Annotated in this window: 25 protein-coding genes; 12 read left to right on the forward strand and 13 right to left on the reverse strand. The window is 68.6% G+C overall.

Going from position 1 to position 23,983, the window contains the following annotated elements; all coding sequences use genetic code 11:
- Positions 1-31: 31 nt before the first annotated feature.
- Both AB0I21_RS15670 and AB0I21_RS15675 read left to right on the forward strand, forming a co-directional pair.
- A complete protein-coding gene (locus AB0I21_RS15670) occupies positions 32-157 on the forward strand; it encodes a hypothetical protein (protein ID WP_360561633.1) in 126 nt (41 codons plus the stop codon).
- Positions 158-576: 419 nt separating this feature from the next.
- A complete protein-coding gene (locus AB0I21_RS15675) occupies positions 577-825 on the forward strand; it encodes a hypothetical protein (protein WP_344498276.1) in 249 nt (82 codons plus the stop codon).
- Between the two features lie 29 nt (positions 826-854).
- Here the strand turns inward: AB0I21_RS15675 and AB0I21_RS15680 are convergent, their stop codons facing one another.
- The 4 genes from AB0I21_RS15680 to AB0I21_RS15695 all read right to left on the reverse strand — a co-directional run bounded on the left by AB0I21_RS15680 (position 855) and on the right by AB0I21_RS15695 (position 5,833).
- Positions 855-1,010 (reverse strand): hypothetical protein, encoded by a 156-nt coding sequence (locus AB0I21_RS15680; RefSeq protein WP_360561635.1) that lies wholly within the window; start codon positions 1,008-1,010, stop codon positions 855-857.
- Positions 1,011-1,081: 71 nt separating this feature from the next.
- Positions 1,082-4,228 carry an ATP-binding protein gene (locus AB0I21_RS15685; RefSeq protein WP_360561637.1) on the reverse strand — a complete coding sequence of 1,049 codons (3,147 nt, stop codon included), beginning with the start codon at positions 4,226-4,228 and terminating at the stop codon, positions 1,082-1,084.
- Between the two features lie 2 nt (positions 4,229-4,230).
- A complete protein-coding gene (locus AB0I21_RS15690) occupies positions 4,231-4,845 on the reverse strand; it encodes a hypothetical protein (protein ID WP_360561638.1) in 615 nt (204 codons plus the stop codon).
- Positions 4,835-5,833, reverse strand: a complete 999-nt coding sequence (locus AB0I21_RS15695; RefSeq protein ID WP_360561640.1) for a DUF559 domain-containing protein — start codon at positions 5,831-5,833, stop codon at positions 4,835-4,837. Before AB0I21_RS15695 ends, AB0I21_RS15690 begins: the two co-directional genes overlap by 11 nt.
- Before the next feature lie 325 nt (positions 5,834-6,158).
- Here AB0I21_RS15695 and AB0I21_RS15700 point away from each other — a divergent pair, with 325 nt between their 5' ends.
- Positions 6,159-6,515 carry a CU044_2847 family protein gene (locus AB0I21_RS15700; protein ID WP_360561641.1) on the forward strand — a complete coding sequence of 119 codons (357 nt, stop codon included), beginning with the start codon at positions 6,159-6,161 and terminating at the stop codon, positions 6,513-6,515.
- Between the two features lie 2 nt (positions 6,516-6,517).
- Positions 6,518-10,597: a trypsin-like peptidase domain-containing protein gene (locus AB0I21_RS15705; protein WP_360561643.1), complete on the forward strand. Its 4,080-nt coding sequence runs from the start codon at positions 6,518-6,520 to the stop codon at positions 10,595-10,597.
- Between the two features lie 4 nt (positions 10,598-10,601).
- Here AB0I21_RS15705 and AB0I21_RS15710 read toward each other — a convergent pair whose 3' ends face one another.
- A complete protein-coding gene (locus tag AB0I21_RS15710; protein WP_360561670.1) occupies positions 10,602-11,198 on the reverse strand; it encodes a hypothetical protein in 597 nt (198 codons plus the stop codon).
- 56 nt (positions 11,199-11,254) lie between these two features.
- Here AB0I21_RS15710 and AB0I21_RS15715 point away from each other — a divergent pair, with 56 nt between their 5' ends.
- Positions 11,255-11,458, forward strand: coding sequence for a hypothetical protein (locus AB0I21_RS15715; RefSeq protein ID WP_360561645.1), 204 nt, complete (start codon positions 11,255-11,257; stop codon positions 11,456-11,458).
- A gap of 29 nt (positions 11,459-11,487) precedes the next feature.
- Positions 11,488-12,708 (forward strand): phosphoglycerate dehydrogenase, encoded by a 1,221-nt coding sequence (serA, locus tag AB0I21_RS15720; RefSeq protein WP_360561647.1) that lies wholly within the window; start codon positions 11,488-11,490, stop codon positions 12,706-12,708.
- Positions 12,709-12,724: 16 nt separating this feature from the next.
- Here serA and AB0I21_RS15725 read toward each other — a convergent pair whose 3' ends face one another.
- Entirely contained in the window at positions 12,725-13,633 is a 909-nt protein-coding gene (locus AB0I21_RS15725; RefSeq protein WP_360561649.1) for a virginiamycin B lyase, read from the reverse strand.
- A gap of 194 nt (positions 13,634-13,827) precedes the next feature.
- Between AB0I21_RS15725 and AB0I21_RS15730 the strand changes: the two genes are divergently transcribed.
- From AB0I21_RS15730 to AB0I21_RS15740, 3 genes are read left to right on the forward strand one after another with little or no spacing between them, the layout of a single operon-like run.
- Positions 13,828-14,460 carry a GPP34 family phosphoprotein gene (locus tag AB0I21_RS15730; protein WP_344498284.1) on the forward strand — a complete coding sequence of 211 codons (633 nt, stop codon included), beginning with the start codon at positions 13,828-13,830 and terminating at the stop codon, positions 14,458-14,460.
- 35 nt (positions 14,461-14,495) lie between these two features.
- Positions 14,496-16,037: an APC family permease gene (locus tag AB0I21_RS15735; RefSeq protein ID WP_360561651.1), complete on the forward strand. Its 1,542-nt coding sequence runs from the start codon at positions 14,496-14,498 to the stop codon at positions 16,035-16,037.
- Positions 16,034-16,642 carry a GNAT family N-acetyltransferase gene (locus AB0I21_RS15740; RefSeq protein ID WP_360561653.1) on the forward strand — a complete coding sequence of 203 codons (609 nt, stop codon included), beginning with the start codon at positions 16,034-16,036 and terminating at the stop codon, positions 16,640-16,642. Before AB0I21_RS15735 ends, AB0I21_RS15740 begins: the two co-directional genes overlap by 4 nt.
- On the opposite strand, the gene AB0I21_RS15745 is transcribed toward AB0I21_RS15740, so the two are convergent.
- The 4 genes from AB0I21_RS15745 to AB0I21_RS15760 all read right to left on the reverse strand — a co-directional run bounded on the left by AB0I21_RS15745 (position 16,620) and on the right by AB0I21_RS15760 (position 19,784).
- Positions 16,620-18,350, reverse strand: a complete 1,731-nt coding sequence (locus AB0I21_RS15745) for an ABC transporter substrate-binding protein (protein WP_360561654.1) — start codon at positions 18,348-18,350, stop codon at positions 16,620-16,622. The genes AB0I21_RS15740 and AB0I21_RS15745 overlap by 23 nt on opposite strands.
- A 186-nt stretch (positions 18,351-18,536) precedes the next feature.
- Entirely contained in the window at positions 18,537-18,896 is a 360-nt protein-coding gene (locus tag AB0I21_RS15750) for a hypothetical protein (protein WP_360561656.1), read from the reverse strand.
- A 122-nt stretch (positions 18,897-19,018) separates the two neighbouring features.
- A complete protein-coding gene (locus AB0I21_RS15755) occupies positions 19,019-19,381 on the reverse strand; it encodes a DUF1304 domain-containing protein (RefSeq protein WP_344498292.1) in 363 nt (120 codons plus the stop codon).
- A 79-nt stretch (positions 19,382-19,460) separates the two neighbouring features.
- The gene (locus AB0I21_RS15760) at positions 19,461-19,784 is read right to left on the reverse strand and encodes a hypothetical protein (protein WP_360561657.1); all 324 of its coding nucleotides are present in this window, start codon (positions 19,782-19,784) and stop codon (positions 19,461-19,463) included.
- A gap of 127 nt (positions 19,785-19,911) precedes the next feature.
- Here AB0I21_RS15760 and AB0I21_RS15765 point away from each other — a divergent pair, with 127 nt between their 5' ends.
- Entirely contained in the window at positions 19,912-20,538 is a 627-nt protein-coding gene (locus AB0I21_RS15765) for a maleylpyruvate isomerase family mycothiol-dependent enzyme (protein WP_360561658.1), read from the forward strand.
- Here AB0I21_RS15765 and AB0I21_RS15770 read toward each other — a convergent pair.
- Entirely contained in the window at positions 20,493-20,990 is a 498-nt protein-coding gene (locus AB0I21_RS15770) for an AAA family ATPase (RefSeq protein WP_360561659.1), read from the reverse strand. The two genes, AB0I21_RS15765 and AB0I21_RS15770, sit on opposite strands and share 46 nt — an antisense overlap.
- Positions 20,991-21,318: 328 nt before the next feature.
- Here AB0I21_RS15770 and AB0I21_RS15775 point away from each other — a divergent pair, with 328 nt between their 5' ends.
- On the forward strand, positions 21,319-21,573 hold the full coding sequence (locus tag AB0I21_RS15775; protein ID WP_360561661.1) for a hypothetical protein: 255 nt from the start codon (positions 21,319-21,321) through the stop codon (positions 21,571-21,573).
- On the forward strand, positions 21,570-22,067 hold the full coding sequence (locus AB0I21_RS15780; RefSeq protein ID WP_360561663.1) for a cytochrome P450: 498 nt from the start codon (positions 21,570-21,572) through the stop codon (positions 22,065-22,067). The genes AB0I21_RS15775 and AB0I21_RS15780 overlap by 4 nt, the downstream gene beginning before the upstream one ends.
- Positions 22,068-22,194: 127 nt before the next feature.
- Here the strand turns inward: AB0I21_RS15780 and AB0I21_RS15785 are convergent, their stop codons facing one another.
- Both AB0I21_RS15785 and AB0I21_RS15790 read right to left on the reverse strand, forming a co-directional pair.
- The gene (locus AB0I21_RS15785; protein ID WP_360561665.1) at positions 22,195-22,860 is read right to left on the reverse strand and encodes a DUF2306 domain-containing protein; all 666 of its coding nucleotides are present in this window, start codon (positions 22,858-22,860) and stop codon (positions 22,195-22,197) included.
- Between the two features lie 48 nt (positions 22,861-22,908).
- Entirely contained in the window at positions 22,909-23,580 is a 672-nt protein-coding gene (locus tag AB0I21_RS15790; RefSeq protein ID WP_360561667.1) for a response regulator transcription factor, read from the reverse strand.
- Positions 23,581-23,983 lie beyond the last annotated feature (403 nt).

Genomic DNA, 23,983 nt, shown 5'->3' on the forward strand with positions numbered 1-23,983 from the left:
CGATGTCCTGCGCCGGCGGAAGGAAACACCGATGGGCGCGCTGAAGCCATGGCACCTGCTGGTCCTCTGCGGCCTGTGCACCGCCGCCGTCATCACCGTCGTCGTGGTCGTGGTGGTCACCATGTTGGCCAAGCGCCGCTCAGGCGGCGGCCGGTAGCTAGGGAGCTCCGGGATCTTCAAGGACCTCGCCGACCTCCATGCCCCGCTCCTGCGCGGTGGCCAGGCGGGAGGAGCAGGGCAGGCGTGAGGGTCTCCGCCAGCGAGGTCTCCAGCACCCCGGTGATCCGGTGCAGGGTGACCACACCACGCGATCCTGTTTGCCCGGCCGCCGAACGCCGCCGTGCCCATCATCTGGTCAAGCCAGTCGGACACTACCGGCGCCTGGTCCCGCGTAACAACCAGATCGACGGTGCGAGGCCGGGTCGGGCGGGTGGGGCGGTGACGACGGATTGGGTGTGTCGGGTGAACGGTTGGTCCGCAACCGTCCGGAACCCGTTTGGGGTGTGGTGCTGCTCCCGTTGGAGCGTTGAGTTGTGGTTGGCAGCACACACGGGGGAACAGCACTGGGAGGCAGACATGATCGGCACCGTCACGGAGTTCATCGCGGAAGCTGTCTTCGCCTCCGACCTGCAGCCGTCGCGGCCCGTCACCGTCGCTGAGGCGTGGGCCGCGGTGACCGTCGCCGTCACCCGGCACGGTGCGCAGGGTTGCGTCGACGTCCTGGCCCGGGAGTACGGGGAGCGTCCGGAGACGGCCGCGCCGCGGATGCGGTTCGCCCGGGAGCTGGCCGCCACCCTGATGCCCGCGACCGCCCTGGCCGGCTGAGCCGAGCCGGGCCGGGAAGGTCGGCCGGGTCAGGCTGGTGGGAGCGTGACGGCGATCTCGTTGCCGAGGGTGGCGCCGTGCTGGAGGTCGAGGTCGTCGCCGCTCCAGAACTTGCCGGGGTCGTACCAGTTGGCGCGGCGGCCTTTGGGGAGCAGGCCCATCTCCTCGTAGGTGACGGCGACCACCTCGGCGCAGCGGGCGATATCGAGGGACGACTCGTTGCGCTTGCGGATGTTGGGCCTGATGTCAAGATCCTTTATCTGGCTACGTCGGTCCTCGCCCGGTCAAGGACTTCTTCAGGGGTCAGTGGGCTCTTTGGGTGGTGCGTCAGGCACAGCGGTGACCGCAGTTTGCGGAAAGCGTCACCCTCCACCGTCGCATAGAACTGGCCTTGGCCCAGGCGGGCGATGTCGGGCACATCACCGCCCTTCATCTTGGCCATTTCGCGGGCCGCGCTGATCTGCACCGGATTTGTCAGCAGGCCGTACAGCTGGGTGGCCGCGTTGCCGGTGATCCGGTTGTGAATGCCCTTCGGCGCCTGAGTGGCAAAGACGAGTCCAAGGCCGTACTTTCGCGCCTGGGATGCAAGCGCCAATGTGCTTTGCGTGCACGCGGTCAGAGCGCCGGATGGGGCGAGACTCTGAGCCTCGTCCATCACGAACAGGCCGCCCAACGGACGGTCACCTGCGGGGTTGCGCTTGATCCAGGAGAACAGCGCCAGCTGGAGCTGGTTGACGAAGCTCTGCCGCTGCTCGTCGCCTTCCAGCCCGATGAGACTGATGACCGAGACCCGTGCTCGCTTGCCCCGGGCCGGCGTCAACAGAACACCAGGGTCGACAGGGGTGCCCTTGCCGCCGAACAACGGATCTATGACGGTTGCGGCGTAGAGCGTCTGGGACATCTCCGAGGCCAGCTTTTCCGCGTTGTCGAGCTCGCTGATGCCTTCTGGAAGGTTTGCGAGCAGGTCGATGAAACCCTTGAGTTTTTGCCCGCCCTGTCGCGCGTAGGCACGCATGGCTTCCTGGAGCACCGCCCGGCCGAGTTGCGCCTTGCCAGTGCTGCCGTCCACCTTTGCGCGTGGTGCCAGGGCGCCGACCGCAGCGTCGACGGCGATACCGAACTCGTCGGGATCATCCATGACACCCCCAAAGTCCGGAAGTGGCTGGAAGGCGAGCGGGCGGCCGTTCTCCCGGCGTGGTGTCCAAATCACGACCTCCGTGTGCGCCAGATAGTCGCGGGCCTTTCCCGCATCTGCGGGCAGCCAGCTCGAAGGCGCTTCCGGCCAGGCGTCGCCGAGCCGGGCGAGGTCGTTGTTGGGATCCAGGACGATCGTGGACACGCCTTGCAGGGCGCATTCCTCGATCAGTCGTCGGATCAGGACGGTCTTGCCCGATCCCGATCCCGCGAAGATAGCCGTGTGCCTCCGCAGGGACTCAAGCGCGATGATCACCGGATCGTTCGACGGGTCCGTCGTGCCGAGCAATACGGCGTCGGCCGGCACCTCGCGCGCAGGCTCATGAGTCTCATCCGGGCCTACCGCCACGATCGGCACCGATAGTGCATCTGGTACGACGTCCGTCAGCGCTTCGGTCAGAAATGTCACTGTGGTCGTCGGTTTACGCGCCTGCAGCCACGTGCGGAAAGCTTCTGGCTCGTGCTCGTGTGCCTGGCGTAGGCCGCGAAGTGCCGACAACGTCCGAATGTCTTCTTCGGGGAAGCGCAATAGCACGCCACCGGCTCGACCGAACGCCTCCAGCACCTGCTGGGTCGCCTTTGAGGTCGAATACGGTTTGTTCCGCAGAAGGAAGAGCCGTCGTTTCGAGACGCCCTCGGTGAGCCCCGTGCCGGTGCTGGCATTGCGCAAGCGGTTGAGGACCGCGTTGCCATGATCGGCGCTGATCGCGCGGAATGCCCAGTGCGCCTCGTCTTCGATAGCGCCCTCGATGCTCAGCCGCAGGCGCGCGTGCAGGGCCGGCTTGTCCCCGGGCGGCGGATCGACACTGAACAGCTGGCCGGCGGTGCCCTGCTCCTCGATCCAGGCGAGCAGACCTGCTGTCAGCAGCGACGGGACTTCCGTGTCCTCGGTCTCGGCTGCCAGGGCCAACTCGGGTGCTGCTTGGCCACGCAGTTCGGCAAACTCCAGGTCGAACGGGTCGAGGTCGAGCGCTGGCGTTACCGGCGGCACGACCCGTGCCGTCCGCACCGTTGCTTTCGTCTCGGCGCCGCCGAGTGTCCGCAGGTCCGAGACAGTATCGCTGTTCAGACATGCCTTGATATGTGCGTCGATGACGACCAGAAGCTCTCGCGGCGTGAACTGCGCCTCGGTGTCGAACGCCGACTCCAGAATTGGCCACGTCGGATATGGCGGGGTGAAGCCGAGACGCTCGAATCGTTCCTGGAAACGCCTTGCCACCAGTTCCCGGCCAAACTTTGACACGGCGACCCGCTCGATGCGAACCGGCGCGGTGAACCGATCTTGAACGGTGTCGGTGGCCTTCGTCTTGATCTCCTCCCATGCCGCGGGGAGGCACGTCACCACCGTGACCGTCCGTTTGGTGACCTCGCGCAGCGACATCAGGCCACCGGCGATCTGCTCAATTACCAGCGTCTGCTTCCACTGGTCAGGATCTGTTGTGGCGGCCGACTTCACCGACTGCGCGATAAGCAGGTCGATCTGGTCCACGGCGATGAGCGTCGGCCCTGTAAGGGCGAGCAACCGGGATATGTCCTTGACGATCTCCTGCGCTGACCGCTTGCCCCGGCGAATGCCCCACGACGCGCGCTCTCCGGGCTCCTCCTCGTCGTTGGAGCACAGGTAGGTATGACCGACGTCCTGCGAGCGGGGGTCGTCCGACGCTCGGAGCGCCAACGCCCGGAGCGTGTCTTGGCAGTCGACGGCCACCTGCTTGTCCGACTTGCGGAGCAGATCGACGAACGCGTCCAACACCGGTCGGGAAAGCTCCGCTTCTCCTGTGACTGCGCGGCGAACGTTTCTGGGCGCGCCGACTCGCTCAGCCAGCCGGGAGGTGAAGATGTGCAGTTGGTTCATTCCGTCGACCGGCTCGCGCGTCAGCCCGTCGAGCACCGAGAGGACGGTGCTGCGCCAGAAGGCTAGTGTGTCGTACAGGTTGACCAGGAAGAAGTATCCGTCTGCGGCCTGAACACGTTCGCGGACCACGCCGAGCAGGTGAGTCTTGCCAGCGCCCCGCTGCCCCAACACCACGACGCCGATGGGGCTTGAGTCCTCGTAGTCCTCGGCCTCCTCAAACCCGCCGAGGACCGTCTGGATTGCACCGCCGTGCAGGTCGGCGACGTGAAACGGAGCCGGCCTCCATACATCGTCGGCGGTCGGCGCCCAGTTGAAGGTCAGCCGCCGCAAGACTCGACGTTGGGTGTCATCCACGGCTAATCGATCACGATCAGATGATTGGCCTGGTTGCCGATGGTGACGGCGGCGGCGCGGTCGTTGTCCTGCAGCGCGGACTGCCGCGACTCTGGATAGACATGGACGTCCGCAAGCCGGCTCATGGCGACGAGCGCCGCATCGACAGCGGACTGGTCCGAGTTGCCACCACCGATGAGCGGCCGGAGGTCGACGAGCCGGACCTGCTCGCCTGGGGCAGCGAGCTTGGTGTACGCCTGCCGGATCTGATCCTCGAGGTTCACCGGTTCAATCCGCACGAAGAACTCAGACAGTTCGACCTGCTGATGCTGGGTGTATCTCCAGATCGAGGCCAGCAGCGCGTAGGCGGCCGCGCCTCCGTGCCCGGCGCCCTGTGGCACCTCCGCGCTGAACTGCGACTCACACCATGTCCAGCCGGCGTCCCCCAGCTCGAGATACACCCGACGGTTCTCTGTCCGCGTCCGGATCAGCTCCCGGCGCTTCAGTGTGTCCCGTTGTCCCTTCTCGAGCTTCAATCGGTAGCGGCCGGTGAGCTCCACATTAGCCAACTCACGGCCTTCGGCCATGAGTACTAGCAGCACCGACCGCTGCACCGGGGTGAGGTCTTTATCCGGCATCGAGTTGTCCTTCCCGGGGCCCGAATCGTCGGGCCCTTACGTAACGTTCGATGAGAGCGACGACATTCCAAACATCGTCCTGTACCTGCTCGTTCGTGAACCGAAGCACGGCGAAGCCACTGATCTGCAGGTAGACGTCACGTCTACGGTCGGCAGCGAACTGGTTCGGGGCCCGGTGCTCAGGTCCGTCGATCTCCACGACGCACTTCTCCGCGGACCACAACAGATCCAGCCGCACTGGATTCATCAGTGTTGCTGCCTGGTATGGCTGATTCCACGCGCGGCCAGCGGCCCACGCACACTTGCTCAACGCCGCCTCGAGGAGTCGCTCCGTCGGACTGCCAGGGTGGGTTTGGCCAGCTGCGACGGAGGCCACCGCGGGCCTCCAAGCCGGCCAGCCGAGGTCCACCGTCGTGACCCGGTCGCTGGCGACTCGTGGACGTCCGATCAGCCAGACGCCGATGTTTGCGTGATCGATGAGCCATTCAGCGGCGTTGAGCAAGGCCTCTTCATGGCCGGCGAACCTGTCATGAATATGACAGATGATGACCAGGGTCGGACGCGCGGTCGCTGCGCAGATCACCCGGCTGAACCCGACAGCCCTCGCCTCCGCACCGAAGCGGGAGGCGTCGAACGGCGCACCGCAGACGGCGGCGACCGCCAGGTCGCCGAAGAGCGGGCGGTGGTGCCCGTCTCGAAGTGCAGCGGTCCGAGCTATCGATCGCACGGCACTGACTGTGACTCCACCGGAGCCGCCGACGGCGACCGCGTCGGGAAGCCATGCCGCGACGGATTCGATGCATGTGCGCTGCATTTCACCCAAAAAGTCGTCGATGAACTCAGAGGCTGACGTCGCGTCGCGCGCATCGAGCGTCAACGTTGCCGGCGTGTCATCAGGCTGCGCACACAGAATTTCCATGAGCGATGGGAGGTCTACGCCGGTCAGGTGGACGACTCGGTCGGTCGGCACATGTGCCCACGACCGCATCAGCACCTCCAGGCATCGGGATGGCCCGATTCTGCCGACCTTGACGCAGGAGAGCAAGGTCGCTGAGGAAGATCGCCCGGTTCAGGCTCTTCACCGCTGCAATTTGCTCAGAATACACCCGATCACTGGGCTCGCGTGGCCGATCGGCGGAGCCGGTAGGCCGACCGTACGCCGAGCGATCGGTCCCCTCGGAAGGGTTGCCGGAGCGCACGCATCTCGTCCACGATGATGGGCGGGTTTGCCGGCTGCAGGCCCACATTGTTGCCCACGCGCTCCGGTGCGCGGGGATTCAATGCTGCGCTGCTACCGGTTGAGGGGGTATTGCATGCCATTGACGGAGATCGTCAGATACCAGGCTGACGATGGCACGGTCGTTGGCTTTGAAATCGATCCGCCCGAAGGCTTCAGCCCGGCGAGTACCCACGCCGTCCTGGGTCGTGTGCGAGACGCCGCAGTGCCAGCCATCGAGGCGGCAAAGGCAGTCCTTGAGCGTGCGAAAGAACTCAGTCCCGACGGGATCGAGGTGAAGTTCGGCATTAAGGTGACAGGTGCAGCGGACTGGTTGATCGCCAAGTCGTCAGCCGAAGGAAGTTTCGAGGTGACGCTCAAATGGGACAGGTCGGAGGTCCCGGCCGCTGACACCGTCACGCCCGAGCCAATCCCATCACGATCTGGCGACTAACGGTGTCTGGTCCGATCCAACCTGCAGACAAGAGCTGGATCGTTGCGATCCACCGGTCAGGGCATGACCAGGAGCCGATCGGAACCGGCGTGGTGATCGGTGCGGACCTGGTCCTGACCTGCAGTCATGTGCTTGATGCGGGTGGCGTGAAGCTGACCGAGGCGTGGGTGTCGTTCCCCATGTCGAAGACATACTCGGCAGGTCTGCATCGGCTGCGTGCGACCCGGATCGATCACGCGAGCCTCGACGCAGCGCTAATCCAGCTGGAGAGCGCGACGCCGCCGAGCGTGCGCCCGGCTCCTCTGCGGACGGCCGTGGACGAGGAACTCGTCGGTCGTGAATGGTGGGCCTTCGGGTTTCCTCACAAAGACGGCAGTCTTGCTGAGGGTCGCGTGACCAGCAGTCTGACGACAGGCACGCTCCTGCTCGATACCGCTTCGGCGAAGACGAAATTGATGAAAGGGTTCAGCGGTGGCCCGTTGTGGTCACCGGATTATCAAGCGGTGGTCGGGCTGGTGACTCAAGCCAGCAGTGTCGGCGACGGATTCGCGCTCGCGCTGCATTGGATCAACGAGGCTGCGCCGCAATTCGGTATCGGTGCACGCGCGGCGTGGAGGGTGTCGGATGTTGAGGACACCGCACTTGCCGCCTGGGGATGGCTTCTGCGTGATGATCCACAGCTCGGGCGGCATTGGTCGCCACGTGGCCGAGGTGTTTCTGTCGAGAGCGAGGCGGGTTATCGGTTCCGAGGGCGGGAAGCGGTCCTACGCAAGATCAACCAATGGTTCGCTGCGCCGAAGCAGAATCGGCGCATCTTGGTGATCACCGGTTCGCCCGGCGCGGGGAAGTCGGCATTACTTGGACGGGTGGTCACGACGGCCGATCCGGAAATTCGGAAGGCTCTCCCGCAGGGCGGCGGTGTGTTCGCGGCGGAAGGCTCCGTTGATTGTGCGGTCCACGCTAAGGGAAAGACCGCTTTGGATGTTGCGGAGGAGATTGCACGCTCGGTGTCCATAGCGCTGCCGGATCGTGCCGAGCGGCTTGCGCCCGCTTTCCGCAAGCGGCTTGGCCGGGCGCGCTTCAACCTGGTGGTCGATGCCTTGGACGAGGCTGCCAGTGTCGGCAGCGCGCGGGAGCTCATCGACGACGTGCTGGTGCCGCTGGCCGAGGCCGGGGCAACTGTCGTGGTGGGCACGCGACGTGCGGACGGCAAAGGGGACCTGGTCGGCCGGTTCGGTGCTGCTTCGATGGTTGTCGATCTTGACAGTCATGACTACTTCAGCGAAGCCGATCTCGTCGAATATGCGTACGCGACCCTGTGTCGGGAGGGTGTGGAGGTCGGGGCAGACCACCCATATGCAAACCGGGCCGTTGCACGTCAGGTGGCCGTGCGGATCGCCGCGCTTGCTGAGCGGAACTTCCTGGTTGCTGGGCTGGTTGCCGGAGCGCACGGCAACTTCGACGTTGAACCTGTGTCACCGGCGGCTGTCGCATTTCCGCCTACGGTGGATTCCGCGCTGAATGCGTACGTGTACAGGCTGCCACCGGCGGGTATGGTCCCGGCCAGCCTGGTGCTGACGGTTCTGGCCTATGCCGAAGCGCCCGGTCTTCCGTTGTCTTTGTGGCGCGCGGGGATCGCCGCGTTCGGTGGCCACGTCACCGAGGATCAGCTGCAGGTGTTCGCCCGTGGTTCGGCAGCGAACTTTCTCGTTGAAATCGGCCTGGAATTGGAACCCGTGTACCGGCTGTTCCATCAGGCGCTCAACGAGTCCCTGATGTCGGCTGACCGGGCGGAAAACGAGACGAAGCTCGTGCGGGCATGGTTGAAGCACGGTGCCGATACTGACTGGAAAAGTACCTACTTGACGGAACGGCTTCCGGCGCACGCGGACCGCGGACGGTGCGTCGACCTGTTGCTCGCCGACGCGGCATTTTTGCTGCACGCCGATCTGCGTCGGCTCTTACCGGTCGCCGAGCACGCGCGTGACCAATTGGCTCGCGCCCGGGCCAGGTTGTTGCAGCGCACGCCGAAGGCGGCCGGCGTCGTAGGCGCAAGGCGGGCCGCGATGTTCTCGGTTGTGGAGCAGCTGGACCATTTGGACAGCCGCATGCCCGCGCACGCTGACGCTACCTATCGGTCGATCTGGGCGCGGACTCCTCCCCGGTCGGAGCGGGCGGTGCTGGAGGGGCACACCGACGCGGTTCTTGGGGTTTGTACGTTGCGGGTGGACGGCAGGTCGTTGCTCGCCTCAGGAGGCGGCGATTTCACCGTCCGGATCTGGGATCCGGTTACCGGCCAGATGGAACAGACGCTTGACCTTCACACGGACGCGGTTCGGGCGGTCTGCGGGATTCGGGTGGACGAGGACACCCTCCTGGCCACGGCGGGCCAGGACAGCACGGTGCTGCTGTGGGACCCGCGGACGGGAAAACTGGAACGCGCGCTGCATTCGCCTAGGTCGAAGGAGCGCCCGTTCTCGCATGCGGACTGGGTGCGTGCGCTGTGCGCGGTGCCGGTCTCGGCGGGTCGTGACCTCCTGGCATCCGCCAGCGATGACCGGTCTGTACGGTTGTGGGACCCGGCGACCGGTGACTGCGCCCGGGAATTGCGCGGCCATAGCGGGTGGGTCACTGCGTTGTGCTCGGTGTCAACAGATCGTGGCACGTTGCTCGCCTCCGCCGGCTACGACGGCACGGTCCGGATCTGGGATCCGCACTCAGGGACCCTGGCGCACGAATTGATCGGGCATTTGGGCTGGGTCACGGCGTTGTGCGCTGTGTCATATGGACCGCATCGGCTGCTTGCCTCGGCGGGCTACGACGATGTCGTCCGACTCTGGGATCCGGTGACCGGCGCGCAGGTGCGAGCTGTCGATACCGTGTCGGTCCCGGTAACCGGAATGTGCGAGGTCACCGTTTCCGGGTTGACGATGCTGGCTGTCGCCGGCGAAGACGGAGTGATCAGGCTCTACAACCCGTCGACGGGCCGAGGACATCGAACCTTCGGAGCTGACGAAACCGCGATACACACAGACCGGGTCCGCGGCGTTTGCACTGTCTCGGTCGGTCGGCGGCCGTTGCTCGCGTCGGCCAGCGACGATGGCACAGTGCGGCTGTGGGATCCGAGCACCGGTCGCGCTGAGATCGCCATGGACGGCGGCCGGGTCGGGCCGGTGCTGCGCGTGTGCGAGCTGGACCCTATGGATGCCGTCGACGGGGCGCGGGCCGTTGCCACGACCTCCCTGGACGGCTCGGTCCGGGTCTGGAATGCGCAGACTGGCGACCCGTTGCGTGAGCCGCTGATGCATCGCGGCGGCGTCACCGATGTCTGCTCCGTGACGCTCGACGACCGGCGGATTCTGGCGGTTGCCACGGCTGATCCCATAGTGCGCCTGTGGGATCTGCAAGCGGCCGAGTTTCGGCACGGCCTCGACGCAGGTGCCGTGGTGAATGTGCTCGCACCGATCTCAACCGGTCGGCGTCAACTCCTAGCGACAGCGGGCGAGGATGAGCTGATCCGACTGTGGAATCCTATCTCCGCAAGCCAGGACGTGGTGCTTCACGGTCCCATGAACAGTGTGGTGACTGCCATTTGTCCCGTCCCCGGAGACGGCGGCTACGACCTGCTGGCCTCGGCGACCGACGACGGCACCGTGCAGCTCTGGGATCCTACCGACAGCACGTCGATCTGGGTGCGTCACGGACACGCCGGACAGGTCACCGCACTGCGTTCTGTCACGGTCAACGGTCGGCGCGTCCTTGCCTCCGCGAGCGCCGATCGTTCGATACGCCTGTGGGACCCTGCGTCCGGCGAGCCTTTGAAGTTCCTGCTGCGAGGCCATGCGAAGGGGGTGAACGATCTATGTGCGATGCCTGGGGACGACGGCGATCTGCTGGTATCCGCGAGCGACGACCGGACTGTCCGGATTTGGGACCCGGAGACCGGAGGGTTGATCGAGTCAATTCCCGTGCATCATCCAGCGCTGTCTTGTCAGTGGGTGGATGGTCAACTGATCATCGGGCTGCGGGCCGGCGTGTTGGCGCTGTCCGTCGCTTCCGGCTCCGGCTCGGTCGCGATGTGACGGGTCAGGCGGGTGGGAGCGTGACGGCGATCTCGTTGCCGAGGGTGGCGCCGTGCTGGAGGTCGAGGTCGTCGCCGCTCCAGAACTTGCCGGGGTCGTACCAGTTGGCGCGGCGGCCTTTGGGGAGCAGGCCCATCTCCTCGTAGGTGACGGCGACCACCTCGGCGCAGTAGGCGGTCTCGAGGGAGGACTCGTTGCGTTTGCGGATGTTCGGGACGCGGCCGGAGAACCAGCGGCCGGCGAGGCGGGCGGTGGACGGGAACGGGGTGCCGTCGAGGCGGGCGATGGTGCGCAGCACCGCTTCCTCCATCGGGGGCGACACGTCGTAGTGCAGCTGGCGGAGCCAGGGGCGCTGGCCGTAGCGGCGGCCCCAGACCAGCACCGCGTCGCGCAGGTCGTGGAGCTGGACGCCGCGCTGGTGGCCGCCGGTCCACATGTCGGGCAGGGACTTGCCCAGCTCGGCGTGCCACATGAGGGGTGGCAGGTCGTCCAGGACGACGGCCATGCCCACGTGGTTGACGGGGCTGTTGGTGAGCGTCTGGATCGCCCGGTCGGCCTTGGAACGGCCGCGGAACACCCAGAGGTCGCCCGTCCGGGTCATCTGAACGGCGTCGTCGAGATCGATAGCTCCCTGCACGACCAGTACCCTAGATGCCCATGAAGGCGAAGTGGTGGAAGGTCCTCGGCCTGGCCGGTGTGGTGGGTGTCGCGGCCACGGGAGTGGTGGTCGCGCGGGCGGAGCGCCGGCGGCGGGCGTACACGCCTGAGCAGATCCGGGCCAAGCTGCAGGAGCGGCACGCGGTCGCACAGGGCCAGCCACACAGCGGGACGAGTCGCGGGTCACGTACCAGTGGCACCTGAGGTCACTTAGGGTAGGTGGGGTGCAGTCAATGACTTCCCAGAGCGACCCGGTGCGGGTCCTGTTCCTCGAAAACATCCACCCCGTCGCCGTCGAGCGGATGCGGTCCGAGGGATATTTGGTCGAGACCCTCGGGCGCGCGCTCGACGAGGACGAGCTGATCGCCAAGCTCTCCGAAGGGGTTCACCTGCTGGGCATCCGGTCCAAGACGCAGGTGTCGGCCGCGGCCCTGGCCGCCGCGCCGCACCTGCGGGCGATCGGCGCGTTCTGCATCGGCACCGACCAGATCGACCTGCGGTCCGCGGCCGAGTCCGGGATCGCCGTCTTCAACGCGCCGTTCTCCAACACCCGTAGCGTCGTCGAGCTCGCCGTCGCCGAGATCATCGCGCTGACCCGGCGGCTCACCGAGAAGAACGCCGGGATGCACAACGGCGTCTGGGACAAGGACGCCGAGGGGTCGCACGAGGTCCGCGGCCGGTCGATCGGCATCGTGGGCTATGGCAACATCGGCACCCAGCTGTCCGTCCTCGCCGAGAACCTCGGCCTCAAGGTGTACTTCTACGACACCGCCGACAAGCTGGCCCTCGGCAACGCGCAGCGGTGCGCCACGCTCGACGAGCTGCTGGAGCTGTCCGACATCGTCACCCTGCACGTCGACGGGCGTCCGGGCAACAGCGGGTTCTTCGGCGAGGAGCAGTTCGCCAGGATGCGCCCGCGCAGCATCTTCCTCAACCTGAGCCGCGGCTTCGTCATCGACCACGAGGCGCTGCGCAAGCACCTGGAAAACGGGCACCTGGCCGGCGCCGCCGTCGACGTCTTCCCGAAGGAGCCGAAGGCGAAGGGCGACGAGTTCCAGTCCGCGCTGCGCGGCCTGCCCAACGTCATCCTCACCCCGCACATCGGCGGGTCCACCGAGGAGGCGCAGTCGGACATCGGCTCGTTCGTGGCGGAGAAGCTGCACAAGTACGTGCAGGAGGGCTCCACCACGCTCAGCGTCAACCTGCCGTCGCTCAACCTGCAGCAGGCTCCCGGCACCCACCGCATCGCCCTGCTGCACCACAACGTCCCGGGCGTGCTCGCCGACGTCAACAGCATCCTCGCCGGTCACAAGGTCAACGTGGAGGGCCAGATCCTGGCGACCCGCGGCGAGTTCGGCTACCTGCTGTCCGACATCGCGATCGACTACCCGGCGGAGATCCTCGCCCAGCTGTCCAACATGGCCACCACGGTCCAGCTGCGCGTGCTGTCGTAATCCGGGAACGCCCGCCTCACGTCCGCGTGAGGCGGGCGACCGCGCCGGTCTCCAGGGCGGTCCAGACGGTGCCGTCGGGTGCGACCGTGATGCCGTGCGGTTCGGCGCCCGCGACCGGGAGGTCGTAGGTGGTGACGGCGCCGGCCGCGGTGATGTGGCCGATGCGGTTGCCCGCCCATTCGGTGAACCAGCAGCCCCCGGCCGGGTCGGCGGTGATCGCGTGCGGCCGGCCGGCGCGGTCCGGGAGCGGAAACTCGGTGATCGTGCCGTCGGCGGTGATCCGCCCGATCTGACCGGCGGCGATCTCGGTGAACCAGACCGCGCCGTCGCCGCCGGTGGCGATGCCGACCGGCCCGGCGTCCGGCGTGGGCAGCGGATGGATCGTCAGCGCACCGGACGGCCCGACCTGGGCCACCGCACCGGCCTGGTTCAGCGTGCACCACGTCGAGCCGCCGGCGACCGTCACCATCGACGGCATCGACCCCTCCGGCAGGGACACGGTCGCGACAGCTCCGTCAATTCCGATGAATCCGATGTGTGGCGGCTGCATCGTGGTGTACGTGCAACCCCCGCCCGGGCCGGAGGCGACGCCGTAGGTCCCCTGGACGCCCGGCAGCGGCACCAGCGACACCTCGCCGGAGGGGGAGATCCGCCCCACGGCGCCGGTGTGCAGCAGTGAGAACCAGAGGCCGGGCGTGATCAGCGCGGGCCCGCCGCTGTCCCGCACATTGAAGCGCGTCGTTGTCCCGTCCAGGGCTATGCGTATTACCGCACCCGCGTGGACCAGTGTGCACCACAGCGCGCCGTCGGGGCCGGTCGTGATGCCGTACGGGCCGTCGCCTGGTGCGGCAATCGTGAACACGTCCATGAAGATCCATTTTACCCGCATGGAACGAAAGAAAACTTCGCGATCGAAGTTCGTCATAGTGGTGCTGACCTCGCAAATCGGGTCACGCGCGCTTGGACCGATCCGTTTCCAAGTTGTTAAAACGTCGTTCGGGATTGAAGTGTGTCGTGACCAACCGCTACGGTGCTGTGCGGACTCGGTCACGGACATTCATTCACGGGGGACGACTGTGCGGCACCAGCGGGAATGGCACGCGGTTGTTGGCTGACCGCATGCGCCGGGAGCCGCTCGCCGACGACTTCTTCCGGCTCTGTCACGACGACCGCAGCGGCACCCTGCGGCTGTCCGACGACGCCACCCGGATCGGTCTCGCCTCCGCGCTGATCGGCGAGCTCGGCTGGGCCGGCATCCTGACCGTCGAGGACGGGCTGCTGTTCGTGCGCAGCGGGTCGACGCCCGGCGACTCCGTCGCGCACGCGGTCCTGGACGACATCCGTGGCGAGCGCACGCCCCGCGACGTGCGCACCTGGCTGGCATATCTGTCGATGGAGGCCTATGAACGGGTCGCCCGCAGGATGGTCGCCGGGAATCATGTCATTCCCCAGGAAGGCCGGCGGCTGCTGCGCCGCTTCACGTTCTATCAGCCGACCGACACGAACGAGTTCGTGTGGCCGAGGGTGCGGCTGGGGACGGCATTGGCGCAGCGCAGACCGGTCGACCAGATCGATGTCCACCTGCTGGGTATCGCCGATGCGACGGGGCTGCTCCCGAGCATTCTCGACGGCGGTGGTCAGGCCGCGTACGCATACTTCGACCACCTCATCCAGCAGTCCCACGCGGATGTGCAGACCCTCATCCAGGAAACGAGGGTCGTCATCGGCAACAAGGTGATGAACGGACGCTGAAACACCCCCCACCCCCGCTTCCCCCGGAGGATGTCATGCCTGTCAGCACCGCGCCGCCAACAGGCGGTTACACCAGCAAGGTCGACTCGGCACTCGACCAGAACAAGCTGACGGTCCTGACCGTCATCCTGATGGTGATCGCGGCGGCGGCGCCGTTCACCGTCATCGCCGGTGGCGCGACCGCCGGCTGGGCCGTCACCGGCGTGCTCGGCATCCCCGTCGCGTACATCGCCATGGCCGCCATGCTGGGCATCTTCAGCGTCGGGTACACCGAGATGTCCCGGCACATCGTCAACTCCGGCGCGTTCTACGCCTACGTGGCGCAGGGCCTGGGCCGCGTGACCGGCCTCGGCGCCGCCGGTGTCGCCGTGCTCGCGTACAACTTCATGCAGATCGGCCTGTACGGCGGGTTCGGCCCGGTGCTCAGCGGCTTCCTCGCCGACCAGTGGGGCATCGACCTGAAGTGGTGGGCGTGCGCGTTCATCGCCTGGGCCGTCATCGCCGTCCTCGGCGTGCTGAGCATCGAGTTCAGCGGCATCGTGCTCGGCGTCCTGCTCGGCGCCGAGGTCATCATCGCGCTGATCTTCTCGATCGTGGAGCTCGCGCACCCCGCCGGCGGCACGGTCACCTTCGACACGGTCAACCCGTCGCAGCTGTTCAGCGCGGGCACGGGTGCGGCGCTCGCCACCGCCGTGGCCGGCTTCGTCGGCTTCGAGTCGACCGCCGTCTACAGCGAGGAGACCCGCAACGCGAAGCGGAACATCCCCCGCGCCACCTACCTGTCGCTGATCATCATCGGCCTGCTGTACGCGTTCTGCTCGTGGGCCATGTCGGTCGCCGCCGGACCGGACAAGATCATCGGCCTGTCGACGGAGAACTCCAGCGAGACGATGTTTGTGCTGGTGAGCCCGCACCTCGCGGAGATCTGGCTGACCCTGGGCCACGCGCTGTTCATCACCAGCCTGTTCGCGGCGCTGCTCGCGTTCCACAACACCGCCGCCCGCTACACGTTCGCGCTCGGCCGGGAGCGGGTGCTGTTCAGCTTCTTCGGCACCACCGGGCGCCGCTTCCGGGCGCCGCTGTGGGGCTCGCTCACGCAGACGATCCTGGCCGCCGTCGTCCTCGCCGTGTTCGCCGCGAGCGACGGCCTGGACCCGTTCGTCCACCTGTTCTTCTGGTGGACCGTGACCGGCGGCTTCGGCGTGCTCATCCTGATGACCGTGACGTCGGTGGCGGTGCTGGCGTTCTTCCTGCGCACCCGCGACGGCGAGGTCGCCCAGGTGTCGCCGTGGCGGCGGTTCATCGCCCCGGCGATCGGCGCGGTGCTGCTGGGTGGGGTACTGATCGTGACGATCCTGGAGTTCGACACGCTGCTGGGCGTCAAGCCGACCGACCTGGCGCGGTACCTGTTCCCGGGCCTGTTCCTGGCCGCCGCCCTGGTCGGCGCCGCGTGGGCGGCGTTCCTGAAGGCCGGCAACCCCGACACGTACCGCGGCATCGGCCAGGGCGTGAGCGCGGCACTGCTCACGGTCCAGCCCGAGGACACCGCCGCGCACCGGGCCGGTCCGTCCCGATGACGTCGACCTCGACAGCCCCGGCGATCCGCGTCGCCGGGGCCGGCGACACCGGCACGGTCGCGGCGGTGCTCGCCACCGCGCTCGACGACACCGACATCGCGCACTGGCTGGTGCCCGACCGGTCGGAGCGGATCGAGGTGTACCGGCGGTACTTCGACCTCGTGACGCCGTGGTTCGTCGAGCACGGGACGGTGTACGTCACCGCCGACGGCGCGGCGGCCGCGGCGTGGGTGCGCCTCGACGGCAAGTTCGAGCCGGAGATCGCCGACTACGACCGGCGCCTCGCGGCCGCGTGCGGCGAGGCGACCGGCCGGTTCGTCCGCCTCGACGAGGACATGCTCGCCGCGCACCCGGACGGCCTGGCGCACGACTACCTGGCGTTCCTCGGCGTCCGGCCGGAGCGGCAGGGGCAGGGCCTGGGGAGCAGGCTGCTGCGCGAGCACCACCGGATCACCGACGAGGCCGGGCTGCCCGCCTACCTGGAGGCGACCGGGCGGCGCAACGCGGCGCTGTACGGCCGGCACGGGTACGCGGACACCCAGCCGTTCCACATCGGCGACGGCCCGCCCCTCTACGCCATGCTCAGGCCACCCCGAGTGCCGTGACGTCCCACATGCCGTAGTACTGGTTCACGAACACGTTCGTCATGCGCGGGTTGCGGTAGTTGAGCACCTTGTCGTACGTCAGCGGCAACATCGTCGCGGAGTCCATGACCGCGGCGTCGACCTGCGACCACAGCTTCGCCGCTTCGGCCGGGTCCGTGGTGTCACGGGCCCGGTCGATGAGCGCGTTGATCGCCGAGTCGGACAGCTCCGCGTAGTTGTTGTTGCCGCTGGGCAGGATGAGCCGCCCGTCGATCAGCGTCGGGAAGAAGCCGTAGCCCGTCGGGAAGTCCGCCGACCAGGCGCCCATGATCAGCCCGTACCCCTTGGTGTGCACGTTCGAGGGGGAGCCCACGACCGACCGGGCGTAGATCGACGGGTCCGACGCGTCGATGCGGGCCTTGATGCCGACCGCCGCCAGGGCCGCCTGGATCGCCTCGGCGGTCTTCGACGCCTTCGGGCTGTTGGTGGTGGCGATGACGGTCTCGAAGCCGTCCGGCTTGCCGCACGCGGTCAGCTCCGCCTTGGCCTTGTCCGGCTGCGGTTTGCCGCTCCTCGTCTGGAACGGGTCCAGCGACGGGTCGTGCCCCGGGATGCCCGGCGGCAGCATCGCGCCGGCGATGTCGCCGCCCGCGTCCGGCCCGCCGCGGGCGGTCTGCACGGTGGTCTTGTCGACGGCGTACTGCACGGCCCGCCGGCAGTGCACGTCGTCGAACGGCTTCACCGCCGTGCTCATCGCCGCGTACTGCACGAACCCGGTCGTCGGCTCGTCGGCGCGGGCCTTCAGCACCGGGTCGAGCAGGACCTTCGGCTGCGACGCCGACTGCACCCCGCCCTGCCCGGCGTCCGCGTCGAGGTCCCCGTCCAGCAGCTGCCGGTCGATCTCGTCGGGCGCGGTGCCGAAGGTCAGCTCGATGCGGTCCGGCAGCGCCTTGCGCACCGTGTCCGTGGCCCGGTCCCACTGCTCGTTGCGGACCAGCACGGCCTCCTTGCCCGGGTCGATCGTCTCGAACCGGTACGGCCCGCTCGACACCGGCTTGTCGCCGTACTTCGCGCCCGTGTCCTTCGCCGCCGGCACCGGCGCGGCGACGCCCATCGCGAGCAGGTACGGGAAGTCGGCGAACGGCTCCGCCAGCTTGAACGTGATCGTCTTGTCGTCCGGCGTCGAGATGCTCTTCAGGCCGTTCTTGTTGGCGAACGGACCGGGGTAGTGCTGGCCCTGGTCGAGCTGGTCGATGAGGTACGTCGGCCCGCCGCTGAGCTCCTCCTGCGCGAACAGCCGCTCGATGCCGTGCCGCACGTCCTTCGCCGTGATCGCCGACCCGTCCTCGAACCTGATCCCGTCGCGCAGCTTGAACGTGTACGTCAGCTTGTCCGATGAGATCTCCGGCGCCGCCGTGGCGAGGTCCGGGACCAGCTTCAACCCGTCGGCCCCGGGCTTCGCGTCCGGCGTCAGCAGCGTCCGGACGTAGAGCCGCTGCAGGTTGTACACCGCCGTCACGTATGACCGGGTCGGGTCCCACGAGTCCACGTCGTGCGCACTGGCCAGCTTCAATGTGCCGCCGGTCGCCGTGGACGGGTTCACGACCTCGGTCAGCCCCGCGTTGAACGCCGCCGTGGCCGTTCCTTCGCCCCCCGGCTTGTCCTTGTCGGCGCATGCCCCGACGGCGAGGCTCAGACACAGCACCAGTGCACAGCGAGTGATTTTCACTTAACTCAGCGTAGACCCGTGTGTGACGTGCGCGCGGCGGTTCGGCACAGTCCGCCGGCGCGGGGCTCGGGGTGGCGCGGGCGGGGCTTGAGGTGCCGCGGCGGCCACCCTCGACCTCGTCGAGACGTCGGACTGGCTACGCGCCGTACCCCCGATGGCCGCGAGCAGCGAAGCTCAGCTCCTTCGTCAGCGTTCGACGGCGGCTCGGACGGCCAAGCGCGCCACTGTCAGAAAGGCTGACACGCTCGAATCGACGTCGTGCGAACGGGCGGTGGTGAGCGTGACCCGGACTCCTGCGCCCTCGAATACGGACGACAAACCTCTGCTGGCCACCTGGCTGTTCAGTTCATCTCGAAGACCGGACTCGACCGCGGCAGCGAATTCAGCACGAAGCGGGCGAGCCAGGCTGACGAACTCGAACTCGGTTGTCCCGTCCCCGAGCGGCTCGATGTCGACCACGATCTCGGCATAGACCGGCTGCGCCCCGGTGCTGGGCGAAAGGCGCATCCGAACACCAAGTACCGGTCCGCTGAACAGGGATGACATGGTGCACTCCCGAAGTCGGCGACGTTCGGAGCCAGTCTTCACCGAGCGGCGGCACCGGATCACGCACCCCTGTCGCCAGGCCGCACGCCATCGCCGACAGCCAACGATCCGCGAGACAGCACCTAGTGGGCGAGCACGACGGCGATCAGGGCCAGGGCGCCGGGGAGGGCCTGGACGAGCAGGATGCGGCGGCTGGCGGTCGCGGCGCCGTACAGGCCGGCGACGATCACGCACGCGAGGAAGAAGACGCGCATCGCGAAGCCGACCGGGTCGTCGGCGACGATGCCGTAGACCAGGCCGGCGGCGAGGAAGCCGTTGTACAGGCCCTGGTTCGCGGCCAGGGCCTTGCTGGACTCGGCGAACTCGGCCGTGGTGCCGAACGCCGCCCTGGTGCGCGGGGCCGTCCACAGGAACATCTCCAGCACCAGGAAGTAGGCGTGGAGCGCGGCGACGAGGCCGACGAGGACCAGAGCGGCGATGTTCACGCCGGACACCCTACCGGTCGGTATCCGCCGGCTCGCCGTGCGGCGGGGGCCGGGCCGCAGACCGGCCTCCGGCCACCCGTCAGCTCTTCTGGACCCGGACGACGACCTGGGAGTCGGTGACGCTCTGCACCGCGATGGTGAAGCCCTGGGCCTCGGCGCTGCCGTCGACCGGGACGCTGACGGTGGTGCCGCCGACGTCGACCTTCACGTTGCCGTTGTCGACGCTGATCAGCTTGACCTCGACGCCGAGGACCTTGGACTCGGCCTCCACGCCGCGGTCGAAGGTGACGGTGCACGCGCTGGTCGAGCACGTCACGTTGTCGGAGCTGCACGCCGTCAGCGCGCCCAGCCCGATGGCGAGAGCGGCGGCGACCGTAGCGAGTCGGCGGGTCAAGGTCGTCATGACTCGGCAGTGTAACTGGCCCACGCTCGTGCCCCCGGCTGGTCTCGCTGGGCCGCGCTCGTGACCGATGAGTCTCGCCCGCTCCGTTCGTACACCCTCCGGAAACGCCGAACGAGGAGGATGTCGCATGTCGCAGGAGAGGGCCGCGGTCGTGGCGGAGCGGTCGGAGCTGGCGGAGGTGTTCGGGGCGCTGACCCCGGAGCAATGGGACGCGCCGTCGCTGTGCGCCGGATGGCGGGTCCGGGAGGTGGTGGCGCACACCACGATGCCGTTCCGGATGGGGCTGGGCGGGTTCGTGTGGGAGATGGTGCGCTCCGGCGGCCGGTTCAACGCGATGTCGGACCGGGTCGCCCGGCGGGACGCCGCCCGGATGCCGGCCGAGGCGCTGCTGCGGTCGCTGCGGGACAACGTCGAGCACCCGTGGGCGCCGCCGGGCGGGGGCGCGACCGGGGCGCTGTCGCACGAGATCATCCACGGCCTCGACAGCACGGTCGCGCTCGGGCTCGACCGGCGGGTGCCGCTCGACCGGCTCCGGCTGGTCCTGGACGCGATGCGGCCGCGCAACGTCGAATACTTCGGCGCGGACCTGAGCGGCGTCACGCTGGAGGCCACGGATCTCGACTGGCGGTTCGGCGGCGGCGGTACGCCGTTGCGAGGCCTCGCGCAGGACCTGCTCCTCGTCGTCTGCGGGCGGCGGCTGCCGCCGGGTCACCTGTCGGGCGAGCCGGCGGCCCGGTTCACGTCGGCCGGCTGATCGAACAGCGCGAGCTCCTCGGCCGTCGGTGCCTCGAACAGCGGCACGTAGGTGTCGAGGAGCTCGCGGCTGATCGGCACCGCACCCGGTTCGCCCGCCGCGGCCCGCGCCGCGATCCGGCGGGCCAGCTCGTCGACCGGCGCGGTGAGGTAGTGCAGCTCCACCCCGACGCCGAGCGCGCGGGCGGCGAGGCGCTTCTCGTCGCGCTCGGCCCGGGCCCAGAACCCGGACTCCAGCACCACCGTCTGCCGCAACCGCAGCAGTTCCTGCGCGTGGACCCAGAAGCGACGCTCCAGCCGGTCCCGGGCGTCCTCGTCGAACAGGTCGATTCGCAGATCCTCCATCCACTCGTCCGGGCACAGCCGCACCGCGGGCCGCCCGGCGACGATCCGCCGGGCCAGGGTCGACTTGCCCGCGCCGGGCAGGCCGCAGATGAGGATCAGGCGGGTCACAGCGTCCGATCATCACACGCCGTCGTCGTGGTCCGCGGCTGCGTGCGCCAGGTGTTCACCGACAACACCGCGTTCCACCGGGCCGACGGGCTCTTCGACCTGCCGCCCGGCCGGCCGTGGTCGGGCATGTTCGACGCGGTCATCACCGCCAACGGCGCCGAGCACACCCGCCGGCGGAAGCTGCTGATGCCGGCCGTGCACCGCACCGCGATGGCGCACTACCGGGAGGTGTTCGCAGACACGTTCGCGCGGTCCCGGTTCGCCGCCGCCCGGCGGGAACCCGTTCGACCTCAAGCGGGAGTGCCTGCGCATCTCCAAGACGGACCTCATGCGCTGCCTGCTGGGCTTCGACGACGCCGCGTCGCTGGGCCCCTTCGCCGACCGGATCGTCACGCTCGGCACCACCGCCGCCGACCCGCGGGTGCTGCTCTTCCGGCGGGATCTGCCCTGGTCGCCGTACGGGCGGTGGCTGCGCCGGGTCGCGGCCGCCTACGACGAGCTCGCCGCGCTGATCGCCGGCCGCCGCGCCGCCGACCCGCGCCCGGACGCGCTGTCGATCCTCTGCCACGCCCGGTCGAGGTGACCAACGAGGACGACCTGGCGGCAGTACTGAAGGAGTCGCAGCGGCTGCTGCCCGCCGTGCCGATCACCCTGCCCCGGCGGGTCACGACGACGACCGTGGAGATCGCGGGCTCGCCGCCGGTGCCGAAGGGGGCGCTGCTCTTCATGGCACCGCTGCCCGAGCACCGCGATCCGCTCGTGTACCCGTCGCCGCAGGCCTTCCGGCCGCAGCGCTGGCGGGCGGGGGAGCCGGCGCCCCGGCAGTATGAGTTCATCCCGTTCGGCCTCGGCCCGCGCCGCTGCCTGGGCGCCGAGTTCGCCGACCAGCAGGTCCGCACGACGCTGTCGCTGATGCCGGAGCGCGGCCTGCCCGGCCTCGTGCGCCCGCGCGTCGACTACGGCATGGTCAACGGCGTCGCCGCCGGCCCGCAACGCCCCGTCCCCGTCCACGCCGACCGTCCCAGGTGGACGGTCCTCACCGGCTCGGTCACGGCGGTGTGGAAGCCCGCCGCCTGAGGCCCTGCCCTGCCCTGCCGTCGTGCCCTGCCGTCGTGCCCTGTCCGTTGTGGCGTCGTGGCGTTGCGGCGTCACGACGTTGTGGCGTCATGGCGTCATCGCTTTGTGGCGTCATGGCGTTGCGGCGTCATGGCGTTGCGGGGACCGGTGCGCTGCGGCTCGGGCGCTGCTGGGACTTCGCGCGGCGGCGGCGGATCGCCCACTCCGCCACGGCGAGATTGATGACCCAGCCGGCGCCCATCAGGAACGCCCGCGCGGACGGCCCGGGCTCGCCGACGAACAGGAACCAGGGCGCGTGGGTGATCGCCTGCGTGCCCGCGCCGAGACCGATCGCGTAGCCACGCGTCACCCAGGCGCTGTGTGTGGGGAAGTCGCGGCGCCGGGCGGCGGCGAACCCGAGCCCGAGCGCCACCGCCATCACCGTGCCGAACAGCAGGCGCTCCAGCATCACCAGCGTGCCGTCGGCGGGCGGCAGGTCGTACATCACCGACATCCACAGACCGGTGAGCGCCGCGACGATGCCCAGCGGGATCAGCAGCCGCCCCGCCGCCCGATGCCAGCCGGCCCGCCTGCGGCGCAGCCCGGGGGAGAACTGGAACGCGCCGAGCAGCAGGAACACGCTGGCACTGATGATGTGCAGCACGACCGGCAGCGGCTGGTCGAAGAAGCGGGCGTTGTCAGGTGTACGCGTCCCGCCGCCGCCCAGTTCGACGAGACGGATGGTGCCGGCGGCCATCGGCACGAAGCTGAGCGCGATCAGCCCGGTCGGGACGAGCCAGGTGGCTTTGGTCATGCGTCGATGGTGACCGCCACCCCCGCCGCCACTCATCGCCACTTGGACCTACGGCGGACCGTGCTTAAGTACTACCCGCCTCGTCTCGTAGGCCCAGATGGCGATCTCGACCCGGTTCCTGACCCCGAGCTTCGCCATCAGACTGGCCACGTGCGTCTTCACCGTGCTGAGCGTGATCCCCAGCTCCGCGGCGATCTCGGCGTTGCTCCGCCCCCCGGCAACCTTCGCGAGCACCTGCTCCTCCCGCTCGGTGAGCGCCTCGACCGGCTGCGGCGGGCTGGGCGCGGGCCCCGCCCCGGCGAACGCCCGCAGCAACCTGGCGGTGACCACCGGCGCGATGAGCGCCTCCCCGTTCGCCGCGGCGTGCACGGCCTGCGCCAGCAGCGCCGGCCCGGCATCCTTGAGCAGGAACCCCCGCGCCCCTGCCCGCAGCGCCGCGTACACGTACTCATCCAGGTCGAACGTGGTGATGACGACCACCGCGAGCGGATCCTCGACCCCAGGCCCGGCCAACGCCCGCGTCGCCTCGATCCCGTCGACCCCCGGCATGCGAATGTCGAACAGGCAGACGTCAGGCCGCACCTGCCGCGCCAGTTCAACCGCCCGATGCCCGTTCGCAGCAACCCCGACGACCTCAATCCCCGGCTGCGCATTGAGAATCATGCTCAACCCGGTCCGCACGATCTCCTGATCGTCGGCCACCACCACCCGGACGCTCACCCCACCACCCCAGACCGTCGCACCTCAACACCAGAACGCGACCCCTCGGACCGCGCTGTCTCGGAACGGGAGCACCCCGAGGACTCCTCCATGTGCGCCGCGTCGGATGCCGGCTCCCGGTCCGATGCCAGTGCTTTCGTGGCACTGCGGCCGGGCTGATGCGCCCCGGTTCCCTCGGTGCACGGCGACTCGACCCGCGCCGGCAACGCGCCCGGAATCTCGGAGACCGGCCGCCGGGAGCCGGACGCCTCGGCGCCCGACGTCTCGAAACGCGGGAGCTCGGCGCCCGCCCTCTCGAGGTGCAGGGGCTCGGCGCCCGGCATCTCAGCCCGTGGCTCCGCCTGCGACGTCGGACCCGTTCGTCGACGAGCTTGAATCCCAATAAGCCGTTGCGTCTTCGGTG

Source organism: Dactylosporangium sp. NPDC050588, assembly GCF_040654975.1.
In the GTDB taxonomy this organism is placed as follows: Bacteria; Actinomycetota; Actinomycetes; order Mycobacteriales; family Micromonosporaceae; genus Dactylosporangium; species Dactylosporangium maewongense.